The following is a 12,707-nucleotide window of genomic DNA, read 5'->3' on the forward strand; positions in this document are numbered from 1 at the left end:
GTGACGAGGTGCGACTGCCGCGGCAACGGCAGTCCGCGACTCGGCCAACGGAGCAGATTGCGATGTCAGGCGACCTGGTGATTCGGAACATGACGCGCGCCGAGCTTGATCAACTGATCGGCTGGGCGGCAACCGAGGGGTGGAACCCCGGCCTTCACGACGCGGCGCTGTTCTGGGCCACGGATCCGGATGCTTTCATCGCAGCCGAGCTGGATGGGGAGCTGATCGGCGGCGGCGCGATCACGTCCTACGGCGGCGCGTTCGGCTTTATGGGTTTCTTTATCGTCCGTCCGGCCTTTCGCGGCCGGGGACTGGGCAACGCGCTGTGGCATGCGCGCCGAGACCGGCTGATTGCCCGCCTGCGGCCCGGAGCCACCATCGGGCTGGATGGCGTTTTCGCGATGCAGGATTACTACGCCAGGGGTGGCTTCGTTTTCTCCCATCGCAATCTGCGCTTTCGTGCCGAGGTACCGGATAGCCCGCCCCAATCGCCCCTCTCGCCGGACGCGTCGCGCCCGGATGACGTGATCGTCCCGCTGGAAGCGGTGCCCTTCGACGACGTGCTGGCATACGACCGCACGTGCTTTCCCGCCGCGCGCGAGACCTTCCTGCGCGGATGGATCCGGCAGGAGGATGGGCTTGCGCTCGGTTGTCTGCGACAGGGACGGCTGGGCGGATTCGGCGTGGTGCGCCGGTGCGGGGAAGGCTGCAAGATCGGGCCGCTGTTTGCCGACGACGCCGAAGCGGCCGAAGCGCTTTACGAACGCCTGGCCGCCTTTGCGTCGGGTGGCCCGTTGTTCCTCGATGTCCCGGAAAACCACCCCGCGGCCATGGCGCTGGCCCATCGGCACGGCATGGCGGAAGTCTTCGGCTGCGCGCGCATGTATCTGGGGCCTGCGCCGGGCCTGGTGCACAAGCGCATCTTCGGCATTACTACCTTCGAGCTGGGATGATGCAGGCACGCGACCTCGCCGGCTACGGCGGCTCCCCGCCCCATCCACGCTGGCCCGGCGGCTCGCGCGTGGCGGTGCAGTTCGTGCTGAACATCGAGGAAGGCGCGGAATCGTGCATCCTCAACGGCGATATGCGCTCCGAAGCGTACCTGCACGAACTGCCCGGACGGCCGCCGCGTGAGGCCGGGCGCGACTGGAGCGTCGAAAGCATGTACGAGTATGGAGCGCGTGCCGGCGTCTGGCGGTTGCTGGATCTGTTCGCCGAGCGCGGCCTGCCGCTGACCGCGTTCGCGGCCGGTCGCGCGCTGGAGCTCAATCCGCGGATCGGACAGGCACTGAGTGCGGCAGGACACGAGGTTGCAGGGCATGGCTATCGCTGGATCGATTATCGGGACGTCCCGGAAGATGAGGAGCGGCGCCATATCCGCCTGACCATCGCGGCAATCGAACGCACCTGCGGCAGGCGGCCGGTAGGCTGGTACACCGGGCGGGTCAGCGCCAACACGCGGCGCCTGGTCCATGAGGAAGGCGGGTTCCTTTACAGCTCGGATGCCTACAACGATGACCTGCCGTACTGGCTCTGCAGCGCCCCACCGCTGCTGGCAATCCCGTATACGCTGGTCAACAACGACGCGCGCTATCTGCTGCCTGACGGCTTTGCCTCGGGGCAAGATTTCTACCGCTCGCTGCGGGATGCATTTGACCAGTTGTGGCACGAGGGGGCGCGCGCGCCGAAGATGATGAGCGTCGGTCTGCATCCCCGCATCAGCGGCCATCCGGCGCGCGCCATGGCGCTGGCACGCTTCCTTGACGACGTACGCGGCCATGACGCCGTGTGGATCTGCCGCCGGGAAGACATCGCCAGGCACTGGCTGACCGAGCATCCGGCGTAGCGTGGCTCCTGGTCGGGCGGGCTACCGACGCGCCCTGGCAAGTGCCTGCCCCTGATCGGCTGACAAAACTGAAGGCAGACGTCCGGCTGCCTCAGTTGCAATCGGCTTCGCATTGCGGGAAAAGCGGCAGAAATTGTCAACGAATGGGCAGGTTCGGGTAGTGTCGAACGCTCCCCGCGGCGCTACGATCACCAGACATAGCGACCGCCGGCGGCCTGCGTCAGCTTATTCCGTGCCGCCCTCCATCGGCTTCGACGTCCGCGACGGCGTCCTGCATGCAATCTGTGCGTGCCATCCAGGCAGCGCCCGATCCGGTGACTGCGATCGCACGCTATGTTGACAGGCTGGGCTGTGCCCGCAGCTCCATGGCCTCAACTCCACCAGACACTTCAAAACTCTCAAACCCTAAGGCGTTAAGACATGGCAATCAAGACAGTAGGCATCGTCGGTGCCGGCACCATGGGCAATGGCATCGCCCAGGCCTGCGCAGTGGCCGGCCTGAACGTGGTGATGGTCGACATCAGCGACGCCGCGGTGCAGAAGGGCGTGGCCACCGTGGCGGGCAGCCTGGACCGGCTGATCAAGAAGGAAAAGCTGACCGAGGCGCAGAAGGCCGATGCGCTGGCGCGCATCCAGGGCAGCACGTCGTATGACGACCTCAAGGCCACCGACATCGTGATCGAGGCCGCCACCGAGAACTACGACCTGAAGGTCAAGATCCTCAGGCAGATCGACGGCATCGTCGGCGAGAACGTGATCATCGCGTCCAACACCTCGTCGATCTCGATCACCAAGCTGGCCGCGGTGACCTCGCGCGCCGGCCGCTTTATCGGCATGCACTTCTTCAACCCGGTGCCGGTGATGGCCCTGGTCGAACTGATCCGCGGCCTGCAGACCAGCGACGCCACCCACGCCGCCGTGGAAGCGCTGGCGAAGGAACTGGGCAAGTACCCGATCACGGTCAAGAACAGCCCGGGCTTCGTCGTCAACCGCATCCTGTGCCCGATGATCAATGAAGCCTTCTGCGTGCTGGGCGAAGGCCTGGCCTCGCCCGAAGAGATCGACGAAGGCATGAAGCTGGGCTGCAACCACCCGATCGGCCCGCTGGCGCTGGCCGACATGATCGGCCTGGACACCATGCTGGCCGTGATGGAAGTGCTGTACACCGAATTCGCCGATCCGAAGTACCGTCCGGCAATGCTGATGCGCGAGATGGTGGCTGCCGGCTACCTGGGCCGCAAGACCGGCCGCGGCGTGTACGTCTACAGCAAGTAATCGTTACTTGCCCCCTTCTATTGGAGATTTAGAGCATGACGCGTGAAGTCGTAGTGGTGAGCGGTGTCCGTACCGCGATCGGGACCTTTGGCGGCAGCCTGAAGGACGTGGCGCCGGCCGAACTGGGCGCGCTGGTGGTGCGCGAGGCGCTGGCCCGCGCGCAGGTATCCGGCGACGACGTCGGCCACGTGGTGTTCGGCAACGTGATCCAGACCGAGCCGCGCGACATGTACCTGGGCCGCGTTGCCGCGGTCAACGGCGGGGTTTCGATCAACGCGCCCGCGCTGACCGTGAACCGCCTGTGCGGCTCGGGCCTGCAGGCCATCGTCAGCGCCGCGCAGACCATCCTGCTGGGCGATGCCAACGTCGCCATCGGCGGCGGTGCCGAAAGCATGAGCCGCGCCCCGTACCTGGCGCCCGCGGCCCGCTGGGGCGCCCGCATGGGCGACGCCGGCCTGGTCGACATGATGCTGGGCGCGCTGCACGACCCGTTCCACCGCATCCACATGGGTGTCACGGCCGAGAACGTGGCCAGGGAATACGACATTTCGCGTGCGCAGCAGGACGAAGCCGCGCTGGAATCGCACCGCCGCGCGTCCGCCGCGATCAAGGCCGGCTATTTCAGGGACCAGATCGTCCCGGTGGTGAGCAAGGGCCGCAAGGGCGATGTGACGTTCGACACCGACGAGCACGTGCGCCATGACGCGACCATGGACGACATGACCAAGCTCAAGCCGGTGTTCGCCAAGGAAAACGGCACCGTCACGGCCGGCAATGCCTCGGGCCTGAACGATGCCGCCGCCGCAGTGGTGATGATGGAGCGCGCCGAGGCCGAGCGCCGCGGCCTGAAGCCGCTGGCGCGCCTGGTCTCGTACGGCCATGCCGGCGTCGATCCGAAGACCATGGGCATCGGCCCGGTGCCGGCGACGAAGATCGCGCTGGAACGCGCCGGCCTGCAGGTGTCGGACCTGGACGTGATCGAAGCCAACGAGGCCTTCGCCGCGCAGGCTTGCGCCGTGACCAAGGCGCTGGGCCTGGACCCGGCCAAGGTCAACCCGAATGGCTCGGGCATCTCGCTGGGCCACCCGATCGGCGCCACCGGCGCGCTGATCACGGTCAAGGCGCTGTACGAGCTGCAACGGGTGCAAGGCCGCTACGCGCTGGTGACGATGTGCATCGGCGGCGGGCAGGGCATTGCCGCGATCTTCGAACGCGTCTGAGGTTCGACTTGCGCCTGGATTGCCGATCAAGATGTCAAGGCGATCCAGGTCCTTTGGCAGGTCTGCAGCTTGATTCAGGGTGCGCGGCAACGCGTCCGCGCACGCGGCCGTGATCGTCGATATCGGCGCTCACGTCGAGCGGTACTTCAAGCCTCTTGTCATGAAGCTGCAAAGCCTGCCAGTCCCGAGCGTTGCGGCTGTCAACGGCCTGGCTGCGGGTGGCGGCGCGTCGCTCGCGCTGGCCTGCGATGTCGTGGTTGCGGCGAAGTCGGCCTACTTCCTGCAGGCGTTCTCGAAGATCGCCATCGATGGCTTCGAGGACGCCGGCATGGCAACGGCTGCAGCCGTACTGGCGGAGTGCGCCCGCTTCAGGTAATCAGATCCAGCGCCCGCGTCGTACCCACCAGCCGTGGCAGCCGTTGCGTCCCCCCATAGCCCGGGATCAATGGCGGCATGGCCGATGTGCACCTTGACGGCGCCGAGGGCGACGCCACCGCGGACACCGACGCCGCACAAGCCCGCTAAAAAAGCGGGCAGCATCCCGTCCTCATGCCGGCAGTGCGAAGGGATTGAACCCGGTGCGCTGATAGCCCTCCGCCGTTACGGCATGGTCCAGGGCCAGCGTGGCAAGATCATCGGCGACGGCCTCGGCTTGCCGGTCGCGTTCCAGTGAGATGACTTTCAGGTATCCGTGACACACGCCGCAGCATTCGGCGCGCACCGTGGCTTCGGCGGTGTCGAAGCTGAGGTAGTCAAGGTCCGCAGCGGCACCACAGTTGGTGCATTTCGCCCGCACCATGTGCCAGGCGCTCTCGCAGAGCGCGCAATGCAGATAGCGCAAGCCCTGGCGATCGCCGGTCAGGATCAGGCTTGCTACAGGCGCACTGCCGCAGGCCGGGCAAGACGCGTGCTCGGCAGGGCCACAGCCGGGCACGGGCACGGGCGCGGCGCGCACGGCGCTGGCGCGTTGCAGCGAGAGCGCGGCCCAAAGGAAGGGCGCGATCGCCGCCGGGACGGCGTCGAAGCGACCCAGGGTCAGCGCCTGGGCCGCGCCGAGGCGCTCCTCGTCCGGAAGGCCGCGCAGCACCGCTAGATGCGTGGCGACCGGGGCGGGGACATCGGGCGCAAGCCGCTCAATCAACCGGTCAAGCAGAAAACCTAGATGCCCCTGCTGCAGAATGGCCCTGGCGCCTGCCGGTCCGGATCCGCCGGCTTCGGGCACAAGCGATGCCTGCACCTCGGCCACGCGGGCGGCCAAGCGCAGGTAATCGGCGTGATCGTGGCCTTCGGCCAGCGTGCGCAGGCGCGCGGCGCGGCGGCCGTAAAGACCGGCAAGGTCTGGCTGGATCTGCGGCGCGAAATTCCGGGATGCCTCGCCCGATGGCAGCCCGCCTGGCGGCATCGGATGCGGGCTCATGACCGACGGCCCTTCGCTTCCACCTCTTTCGCCTCTTTCGCCTTCACCTCGCCATACCAGCGGTCATGGTGCTGCCTGGCCCAGGCCCGTGAAACATAGCCCGTCACCATACCAGTGATCGAACCGCGGACCCAGAGGGCCAGATAGATGTGCCCCACAATCAGCAGGATCAGGCCGATCCCTGCGACGGAATGGGCCAGGATCGCCAGGCGGAGCACGGGAATCGGGAAATACTCGGCGAAATAGGCGCGCCACATGATCAGCCCGGTGATCAGAAGGGCCAGTATCGAAGCCATGATGAGCCAGAACAAGACCTTCTGGCCGGCGTTGTACTTGCCTATCCGCAGCGGTTCGCCACCATGCCGGTTCAGGAGCACGTCCCGGACGCGGCGGAACCAGATCGCGTCGGTGCGCGCGGGCATGTTGTAGCCCACAAAGCGCACGAACATGTAGCAAAGGCCAACGAAAACCGCGATGCCGAGGAACGGGTGGAGCAGCCGCGCCATCTGCGGCGTGCCAAGGAATCCGCTCATCCAGCTCACCATCGGGAAGAACCACGAGATACCCGAAACCGCAGCGAGGAAGAAGCAGAACACCATCGCCCAGTGGCACAGCCGTTCGGCGAACTTCGTGCGCAAGATCCTATCGTTGTTGGTCGCCATCTCCGCTCTCCGCCTATGCTGCGCCATCATCCGGGCCATGGTGCCCATCCGATTCGGTGGTGTTGGGGCCGACCGCCATGAAATGCGCCGCCATGCCCACGACCGCCGCCGCGCCAACGACGGCCGCGCCAGGTTGCAGGCCATCCTTCCAGCCCGAAACGACCGTGCTGATCTTCGGGTCCTTCGGCAAGCCCGCGTAGCGCTTGGGGTCATCGGCATGCTGCAGCACGTACATCACGTGGGTGCCGCCGACCCCCGCCGGGTCATACAGTCCCGCCTTGGCAAAGCCGCGCTCGTTCAATTCGGCCACGCGCTCGGCCGCGAGGGACTGCATCTCTGCCTTCGAGCCGAAGCTGATGGCGCCGGTCGGGCAGGTCTTGACGCACGCAGGCTCCTGCCCGACCGAGACGCGGTCCGAGCACAGCGTGCACTTGTAGGCCTTGTTGTCCTTCTTGGAAATGCGCGGCACGTCGAAGGGGCAGCCGGCCACGCAATAGCCGCAGCCGATGCACAGGTCGGACTGGAAGTCGACGATGCCGTTCGCATACTGCACGATGGCGCCGGGCACCGGGCAGGCCTTCAGGCAGCCGGGGTCCTCGCAATGCATGCAGCCGTCCTTGCGGATCAGCCATTCCAGCTTCCCCGCCTGGTCCTCATGCTCGGTAAAGCGCATCAGGGTCCAGGTGTCGGGCGACAGATCGCGCGGGTTGTCGTAGACGCCGACATTCTCCTGCACCTCGCCGCGCAGGTCGTTCCATTCGCTGCAGGCGACCTGGCACGCCTTGCAGCCGATGCAGGTCGATACGTCGATCAGCTTGGCCACTTGCATCTGATGGTCACGGATCCGAGGGGCCGGTGTCAGCTCCGACGAGGCCGAGCGACGGATGATGTTCTGCGAGTTCATGCCTGTGCTCCCGCCATCTTTTCAATGTTTACGAGGAATGCCTTGAATTCCGGAGTCTGTGAATTGGCATCGCCAACGCCAGGCGCAAGCGTGTTGGCGAGATAGCCCTTGCGCGTCGCTCCCTCGAAGCCCCAATGGCACGGGATGCCGATCTGCTCGACCGCCTGCCCGGCCACCTGGAGCGTGCGCATGCGCTTGGTCACCACCGCCTTGGCAGTGATGTAGCCGCGTTTGGTCGTAATCTTCACCGTGTCGCCATGGGCGATGCCCTTGTCCGCGGCCAGCTTCTCGCCGATCTCGACGAACTGCTCGGGCTGGAGCATGGCGTTCAGATGCGAGTGCTTGGTCCAGTGGCGGAACAATTCCGTGATCGAATAGGTCGTGGCGACATAGGGAAACTCGGTGCGGTTGCCCATGCGCTGCGCATCGTTCTGGAAGATGCGTGCGGTCGGATTGTGGGTGACCTTTGCGTGCAGCGGGTTCTTCCCGATCGGGCTCTCGACCGGCTCGTAATGCTCGGGGAAAGGGCCGTCGATCATGCCTCCGGCCGAGAACAGGCGCCCCACGCCTTCGGGCAGCATGATGAAAGGTCCGATCGGTGAGCCGGGTGCCGCGGTGAGCGGAAAGTCGGGCACGTCGGCACCCACCCATGTCTCGCCGTTCCAATGCAGGATCTGGCGCTTGGGGTCCCAGGGGTTCCCCATCTCGTCCATCGAGGCGCGGTTGTAGAGAATGCGGCGGTTCGCGGGCCAGGACCAGGCCCAGCCCGGCGTGTTGCCGAGACCGGTGTCGGTGTTGTCGCGCCTGGCCATCTGGTTGCCGGCCTCGGTCCAGGAGCCGGTGAAGATCCAGCAGTAGCTCGAGGTGGTGCCGTCGTCGCGCAGTTGCGCGAACGAATCCAGCAACTGGCCCTTGCGCAGGATCTTTTTCCCGGTCTCGTCGAATACATCCGCCAGCGCGTAGCCGTTGGCTTCCTTGGCCATTTCCTCGGGATGGGGGCTGCAGGGATCGTGATAGGTCTCCTCGTCCCAGGTCATGTGCAACACCTGTTCGGGGCAGGCGCCGCCCTCTTTTTCGTAAAGCCGCCGCAGCTCCATCATGATGCCGCCAAGGATGGCCGGATCATGCCGCGCCTCGCCCGGCGGCTGCTGGCCCGCGTAGTGCCATTGCAGCCAGCGGCCCGAATTCACGACGGTCCCGTCTTCCTCGGCAAAGCAGCTCGACGGCAGCCTGAAGACCTCGGTCATGATCTCCTCGGTCCTGACGTCGTTGAACTTGCCTTCGTTGCGCCAGAAGTTGGAGGTCTCGGTCACCAGCGGGTCGATGACCACCAGGAACTTCAGCTTCGACAGCGCGGCCGAGGACTTGTTCTTGTCAGGCATTGCCGCCAGCGGATTGAACCCCTGGACCACGTAGCCGTTGACCTTGCCCTCGTACATCAGGTCGAAATAGGCCAGCATGTCGTAGCTGCGGTCCCATTTCGGCAGCAGGTCAAAGGCCCAGTCGTTTGCCGCCGTGGCATGTTTGCCGAACAGGTTTTTCTGCAGCGAGACGAAAAACTTCGGCAGGTTTTTCCAGTAGTTCACCTGGTCGGGCAACATCGCTTTCGGCGTGGCATCGGCCAGGAACTGCCTGAGCGTCTGCTGCCTGTCGGCGGGCAGGTCCATGTAGCCCGGCAGCCGCAGCGACAGCAGGCCCAGGTCGGTATAGCCCTGGATGTTGGAATGGCCGCGCAGCGCATTCACGCCGCCGCCGGACATGCCGACATTGCCCAGCAGCAGCTGGATCATCGCCGCGCCGCGGATGATCTGCGCGCCGCCGGTGTGGTGCGTCCAGCCGAGCGCGTAAAGCCAGGTGAGCGTCTTGTCCTTCGCCGAGCACGAGCCGACGATCTCGGCGATCTGCAGGAAATCGGCCTTCCTGACGCCGGTGATCTCCTCGACCTTCTCCGGCGTGTAGCGTGAGACGTGCCGCTTCAGCAGGTTCAGCACACAGCGCGGATGGCGCATCGAGGGATCGCGTTTCGCGTTTCCCCGTGCGTCGAGCTCATAGGTCCAGGAGGCTTTGTCGTAGACGAGCTTTTCGGGATTGAAGCCCGAGAACAGCCCTTCGTCGAAGCCGAAATCCTCGCGCACGATCAGCGGCGCGTTGGTGTAGGCGCGCACGTAGTCATGCTGGATCTTGTCGTTCTGCAGAAGCCAGTTGACCATGCCCATCAGGAAGGCCGTGTCCGACCCCGCCCGGATCGGCGAGAAGATATCGGCAACCGAGGCCGTGCGGTTGAAGCGCGGATCGATGACGATGACCTTGGCCTTGTTTTTGATCTTGGCCTCGATCACCCATTTGAAGCCGACCGGGTGGGCCTCGGCCGGGTTGCCGCCCATGACCATGACGACATTGGCATTCTTGATGTCCACCCAGTGGTTCGTCATCGCGCCGCGGCCGAAGGACGGCCCCAGCGCCGAAACCGTTGGCCCGTGGCACAGGCGCGCCTGGCAGTCCAGCGCCAGCATGCCGAGTGAGCGGGCGAACTTGAAGTCGAGCACCCCCGTTTCGTTGGAGGCCGCCGACGAGGCGAGCATGCCCGAGCTCAGCCAGCGGTTCACCAGCTGGCCCTTCTCGTTGCGCGCGATGAAGTTCTTGTCGCGGTCGTCCTTCAGCAGCCGGGCGATGCGCCTGGTCGCTTCGTCCCAGCTGATGCGCACCCACTCCTTCGACCCCGGCGCGCGGTATTCCGGATACAGCAGCCGGTTCTTTGAATGGACAATGTCCAGCAGCCCCGCGCCCTTGGGGCAGAGCGAGCCACGGCTGACCGGATGATCGGGATCCCCCTCGATGTGGAAGATGCGGGGTTTCGCATTCTTTGCGCCGTCACCGAGCGAATACATCAGCAGGCCGCACCCGACCGAGCAATAGGTGCAATTGTTGCGCGTCTCCTTCGCACGCAGCAGCTTGTAGGGGCGCACGCCGGCGGGGGCCTGCGCCCAGGCCGTACCCATGCCCAGGGCCGAGGCCGTGACGGCAACGGGGCCTGCGCCGAGAATCTTGAGGAACCGCCGGCGTCCGATACTGGTGGTGCTTGTCATGTCTCCTCGCCTTGCCGGGCTTGCTGACGTGTCCGCCGAAGCCTCTGTGCTTATTGTTCCGCGGCTGATGCAAGAGACATCTTGAGCTGACTCGTCGCCTTGGCCGCAATGCTGATCGCAAGGCAGTGGGCATGCGCACAGCGACCCGGAGAATCGTGCGGCAGGACCAACGCCTTTCGCCCAAAGATATCCGTCCGCTCACTTAAGGTAAATTCAGCGATTCTTTGCCGGTCTATAAGAGATTGCTTAAGTAGCGCGGCGGCTACCTCATCAACCCGGCGCGTGCCAGGCCGGTCGACCGTGACGCCGCGGTCCGCTCGCTCAGGTGCTCACCCGGCCAGGTGCCGGTGCCTCACGCCGGGAACCGACATGCCAATCTGCAGAATCTCGCCGGCAGTTGAATCGGTCACGTAAAGCGTGCTTGCATCGGGTCCGCCGAAGGCGACGTTGGTCAGCGAATGGCCAGCAGTGCCACGGATCACCTCGACCGGCTCGGCACGATGATTGAGCACCCAGACATAGGCAAGGCCGGGATTGGCAACAAGGAGGCGGCCATCGACATCCATGGCGAGGCCGTCCGGCCCGCTGGGACCATATGACGTAAAGAACTGCCCGGCCTTGGATACGCTGCCGTCCTCCTGCAAGGGCATGCGCCAGACGCAGTTGCCCCGTGTGACGGCAACGAACAGGAAGCGCTCGTCCGGTGACAGCACGATGCCGTTCGGACTCGGCACGTTGGAAAGCAGCAGTTCGAGGCGCCCTTCGCCAGTCAGCCGATACACGCGGCCGCTAGGGTCATGCAGCCCCGTTTGCCCCTGGTCCGTGAAATAGATGTTTCCCTGAGAGTCCAGCGTCAAGTCGTTGACGCCCTTGAAGCTTTCGGTATTCCGGCGCGGCAGGTACGGCCGGACGGTACCCGTTCGCACGTCAACCTCCATCAGCCCGTTGCGGTAGTCCGTGACAAGCAAGGACCCTGCATTCAGGAATTTCATCCCGTTGGGCTCGCCGTCCCATTCGGCAACCAGGTCCCAATCGCCCTTCTGGTCGATCCTGAAGATCCGGCCATTGGGAATATCGGTGACGTACAGGTTGCCGGCATCGTCGAAGACGGGGCCTTCCAGGAAGGAATCGCTTTCGCGCCCTCCCTGGTTCGCCCTGGACCATTCGGTTCGCCGCGGGTGGCGATAGCGGGCAGGCAGGCTGGAGAACGACGACGCTTCACGTATGACCGGCGAATTCAGTAGAAACATGTCTCGACACCTGTTGATCGTCCTGTTGCAGCGGCGCGCCCATTACTGCTTCTGAAACCCCGTCCCGCGTGCAACCTTCCCCCAGAAGGCGGTCCTGCTGGCCACTTCGGTCCTGAACGTGCCGGCATCCCAATAGCCCGGCTCGGCACCGATACTTTCAGCATAGGCCTGCATGTCCGGCGTCGCCATCGCCTTGGACACCTCGTTCTGGATTCGCTCCAGCACGTCGGCGGGCGTGCCCTTGGGCGCCCACAAGCCGGTGAAATTGGTGACACCGTAGCCCTTGACACCGGCCTCCGCAAAGGTGGGCACGTTGGCCAGCGCGGGCAGGCGTTTCGTGCCGCTGACGGCCAGCACCGCCAGCTTGTTACCCTTGACCTGTCCGATCACGCCCGGAATAGAAGCCATCTGGAAGTCGACGGTACCGCTCAGCAACGCGATGGTTGCTTCGCCGGCGCCTTTGAATGGCACATGCATGAAGTGCGTTCCCGCGGCGAGGCCCAAGGCTTCGCTGGCGAAATGCGGAGTCGAGCCCGGCCCGCCCGACCCGTAGGAAACCTTGTCGTCGGACTTCGCCGCGGCAATCAGGTCGGCCAGCGTCTTGTACTTGCCGTCAGCCTTGACCACCACGCCCATCGGGGCGAACACGTATGCCGCGACAGGTTGCAGGTCCTTTGCGGCATCGAAAGGAAGCGACTTGAAGATGTGGGGCAACAGCGCGTAGGTCGTATCGTTGGCGAGCAGCGTGTAGCCATCCGGCGCGGCGCGCGCAACCTGGGCCGAGCCGATCGTTCCGGTCGCGCCTGCCTTGTTTTCGACATAGAAGCTCTGGCCCGTCTGCTCGGTGAGCCGCTGCGCCATCTTGCGGGTGACGGCGTCCACGGCGCCGCCAGGCGGGTAAGGAACGACGATCTTGACCGGCTTGGCTGGCCACCCCTGGGCTTGCGCCGCCGTCGACATGGCGGCAAGCGCGGCAAGTGCCAGCGCCCGGAGCAGCGCAGCTCCGATGTTCATCTGTTTCATGCTGTCTCCATCTTGCGAACGTTC

General features: G+C 65.2%; 11 protein-coding genes. 5 read left to right on the forward strand and 6 right to left on the reverse strand.

Going from position 1 to position 12,707, the window contains the following annotated elements:
• Window positions 1-62 precede the first annotated feature (62 nt).
• The 5 genes from E0W60_RS02570 (at window position 63) to E0W60_RS02590 (ending at window position 4,717) form a co-directional block, all read left to right on the forward strand.
• Window positions 63-953 (forward strand): GNAT family N-acetyltransferase, encoded by an 891-nt coding sequence (locus tag E0W60_RS02570; protein ID WP_135702918.1) that lies wholly within the window; start codon window positions 63-65, stop codon window positions 951-953.
• Complete coding sequence (locus E0W60_RS02575; RefSeq protein WP_218959532.1) at window positions 950-1,846, forward strand: polysaccharide deacetylase family protein; 897 nt, start codon at window positions 950-952, stop codon at window positions 1,844-1,846. The genes E0W60_RS02570 and E0W60_RS02575 overlap by 4 nt, the downstream gene beginning before the upstream one ends.
• Window positions 1,847-2,266: 420 nt before the next feature.
• Complete coding sequence (locus E0W60_RS02580) at window positions 2,267-3,121, forward strand: 3-hydroxybutyryl-CoA dehydrogenase (RefSeq protein ID WP_135702919.1); 855 nt, start codon at window positions 2,267-2,269, stop codon at window positions 3,119-3,121.
• Window positions 3,122-3,156: 35 nt separating this feature from the next.
• Complete coding sequence (bktB, locus tag E0W60_RS02585; protein ID WP_135702920.1) at window positions 3,157-4,341, forward strand: beta-ketothiolase BktB; 1,185 nt, start codon at window positions 3,157-3,159, stop codon at window positions 4,339-4,341.
• A 109-nt stretch (window positions 4,342-4,450) separates the two neighbouring features.
• Complete coding sequence (locus E0W60_RS02590) at window positions 4,451-4,717, forward strand: enoyl-CoA hydratase-related protein (RefSeq protein WP_431189863.1); 267 nt, start codon at window positions 4,451-4,453, stop codon at window positions 4,715-4,717.
• Window positions 4,718-4,888: 171 nt separating this feature from the next.
• Here the strand turns inward: E0W60_RS02590 and fdhE are convergent, their stop codons facing one another.
• The 6 genes from fdhE to E0W60_RS02620 all read right to left on the reverse strand — a co-directional run bounded on the left by fdhE (window position 4,889) and on the right by E0W60_RS02620 (window position 12,683).
• Window positions 4,889-5,758, reverse strand: a complete 870-nt coding sequence (gene fdhE, locus E0W60_RS02595; protein ID WP_135702921.1) for a formate dehydrogenase accessory protein FdhE — start codon at window positions 5,756-5,758, stop codon at window positions 4,889-4,891.
• Window positions 5,755-6,420, reverse strand: a complete 666-nt coding sequence (locus tag E0W60_RS02600; protein ID WP_135702922.1) for a formate dehydrogenase subunit gamma — start codon at window positions 6,418-6,420, stop codon at window positions 5,755-5,757. The genes fdhE and E0W60_RS02600 overlap by 4 nt, the downstream gene beginning before the upstream one ends.
• A 13-nt stretch (window positions 6,421-6,433) precedes the next feature.
• Complete coding sequence (fdxH, locus tag E0W60_RS02605) at window positions 6,434-7,324, reverse strand: formate dehydrogenase subunit beta (RefSeq protein WP_135702923.1); 891 nt, start codon at window positions 7,322-7,324, stop codon at window positions 6,434-6,436.
• Window positions 7,321-10,410, reverse strand: a complete 3,090-nt coding sequence (gene fdnG / locus E0W60_RS02610) for a formate dehydrogenase-N subunit alpha (protein ID WP_135702924.1) — start codon at window positions 10,408-10,410, stop codon at window positions 7,321-7,323. The genes fdxH and fdnG overlap by 4 nt, the downstream gene beginning before the upstream one ends.
• 329 nt (window positions 10,411-10,739) lie before the next feature.
• Window positions 10,740-11,660: an SMP-30/gluconolactonase/LRE family protein gene (locus tag E0W60_RS02615; protein ID WP_135702925.1), complete on the reverse strand. Its 921-nt coding sequence runs from the start codon at window positions 11,658-11,660 to the stop codon at window positions 10,740-10,742.
• A 42-nt stretch (window positions 11,661-11,702) separates the two neighbouring features.
• On the reverse strand, window positions 11,703-12,683 hold the full coding sequence (locus E0W60_RS02620) for a Bug family tripartite tricarboxylate transporter substrate binding protein (RefSeq protein ID WP_135702926.1): 981 nt from the start codon (window positions 12,681-12,683) through the stop codon (window positions 11,703-11,705).
• Window positions 12,684-12,707 lie beyond the last annotated feature (24 nt).

This window comes from Cupriavidus oxalaticus (assembly GCF_004768545.1).
Taxonomy (GTDB): Bacteria; Pseudomonadota; Gammaproteobacteria; order Burkholderiales; family Burkholderiaceae; genus Cupriavidus; species Cupriavidus oxalaticus_A.

Coding starts and splice junctions, on each gene's coding strand:
- E0W60_RS02570 (WP_135702918.1), top strand. CDS start 63: ATGTCAGGCGACCTGGTGATTCGGAACATGACGCGCGCCGAGCTTGAT.
- E0W60_RS02575 (WP_218959532.1), top strand. CDS start 950: ATGATGCAGGCACGCGACCTCGCCGGCTACGGCGGCTCCCCGCCCCAT.
- E0W60_RS02580 (WP_135702919.1), top strand. CDS start 2,267: ATGGCAATCAAGACAGTAGGCATCGTCGGTGCCGGCACCATGGGCAAT.
- bktB (WP_135702920.1), top strand. CDS start 3,157: ATGACGCGTGAAGTCGTAGTGGTGAGCGGTGTCCGTACCGCGATCGGG.
- fdhE (WP_135702921.1), bottom strand. CDS start 5,758: ATGAGCCCGCATCCGATGCCGCCAGGCGGGCTGCCATCGGGCGAGGCA.
- E0W60_RS02600 (WP_135702922.1), bottom strand. CDS start 6,420: ATGGCGACCAACAACGATAGGATCTTGCGCACGAAGTTCGCCGAACGG.
- fdxH (WP_135702923.1), bottom strand. CDS start 7,324: ATGAACTCGCAGAACATCATCCGTCGCTCGGCCTCGTCGGAGCTGACA.
- fdnG (WP_135702924.1), bottom strand. CDS start 10,410: ATGACAAGCACCACCAGTATCGGACGCCGGCGGTTCCTCAAGATTCTC.
- E0W60_RS02615 (WP_135702925.1), bottom strand. CDS start 11,660: ATGTTTCTACTGAATTCGCCGGTCATACGTGAAGCGTCGTCGTTCTCC.
- E0W60_RS02620 (WP_135702926.1), bottom strand. CDS start 12,683: ATGAAACAGATGAACATCGGAGCTGCGCTGCTCCGGGCGCTGGCACTT.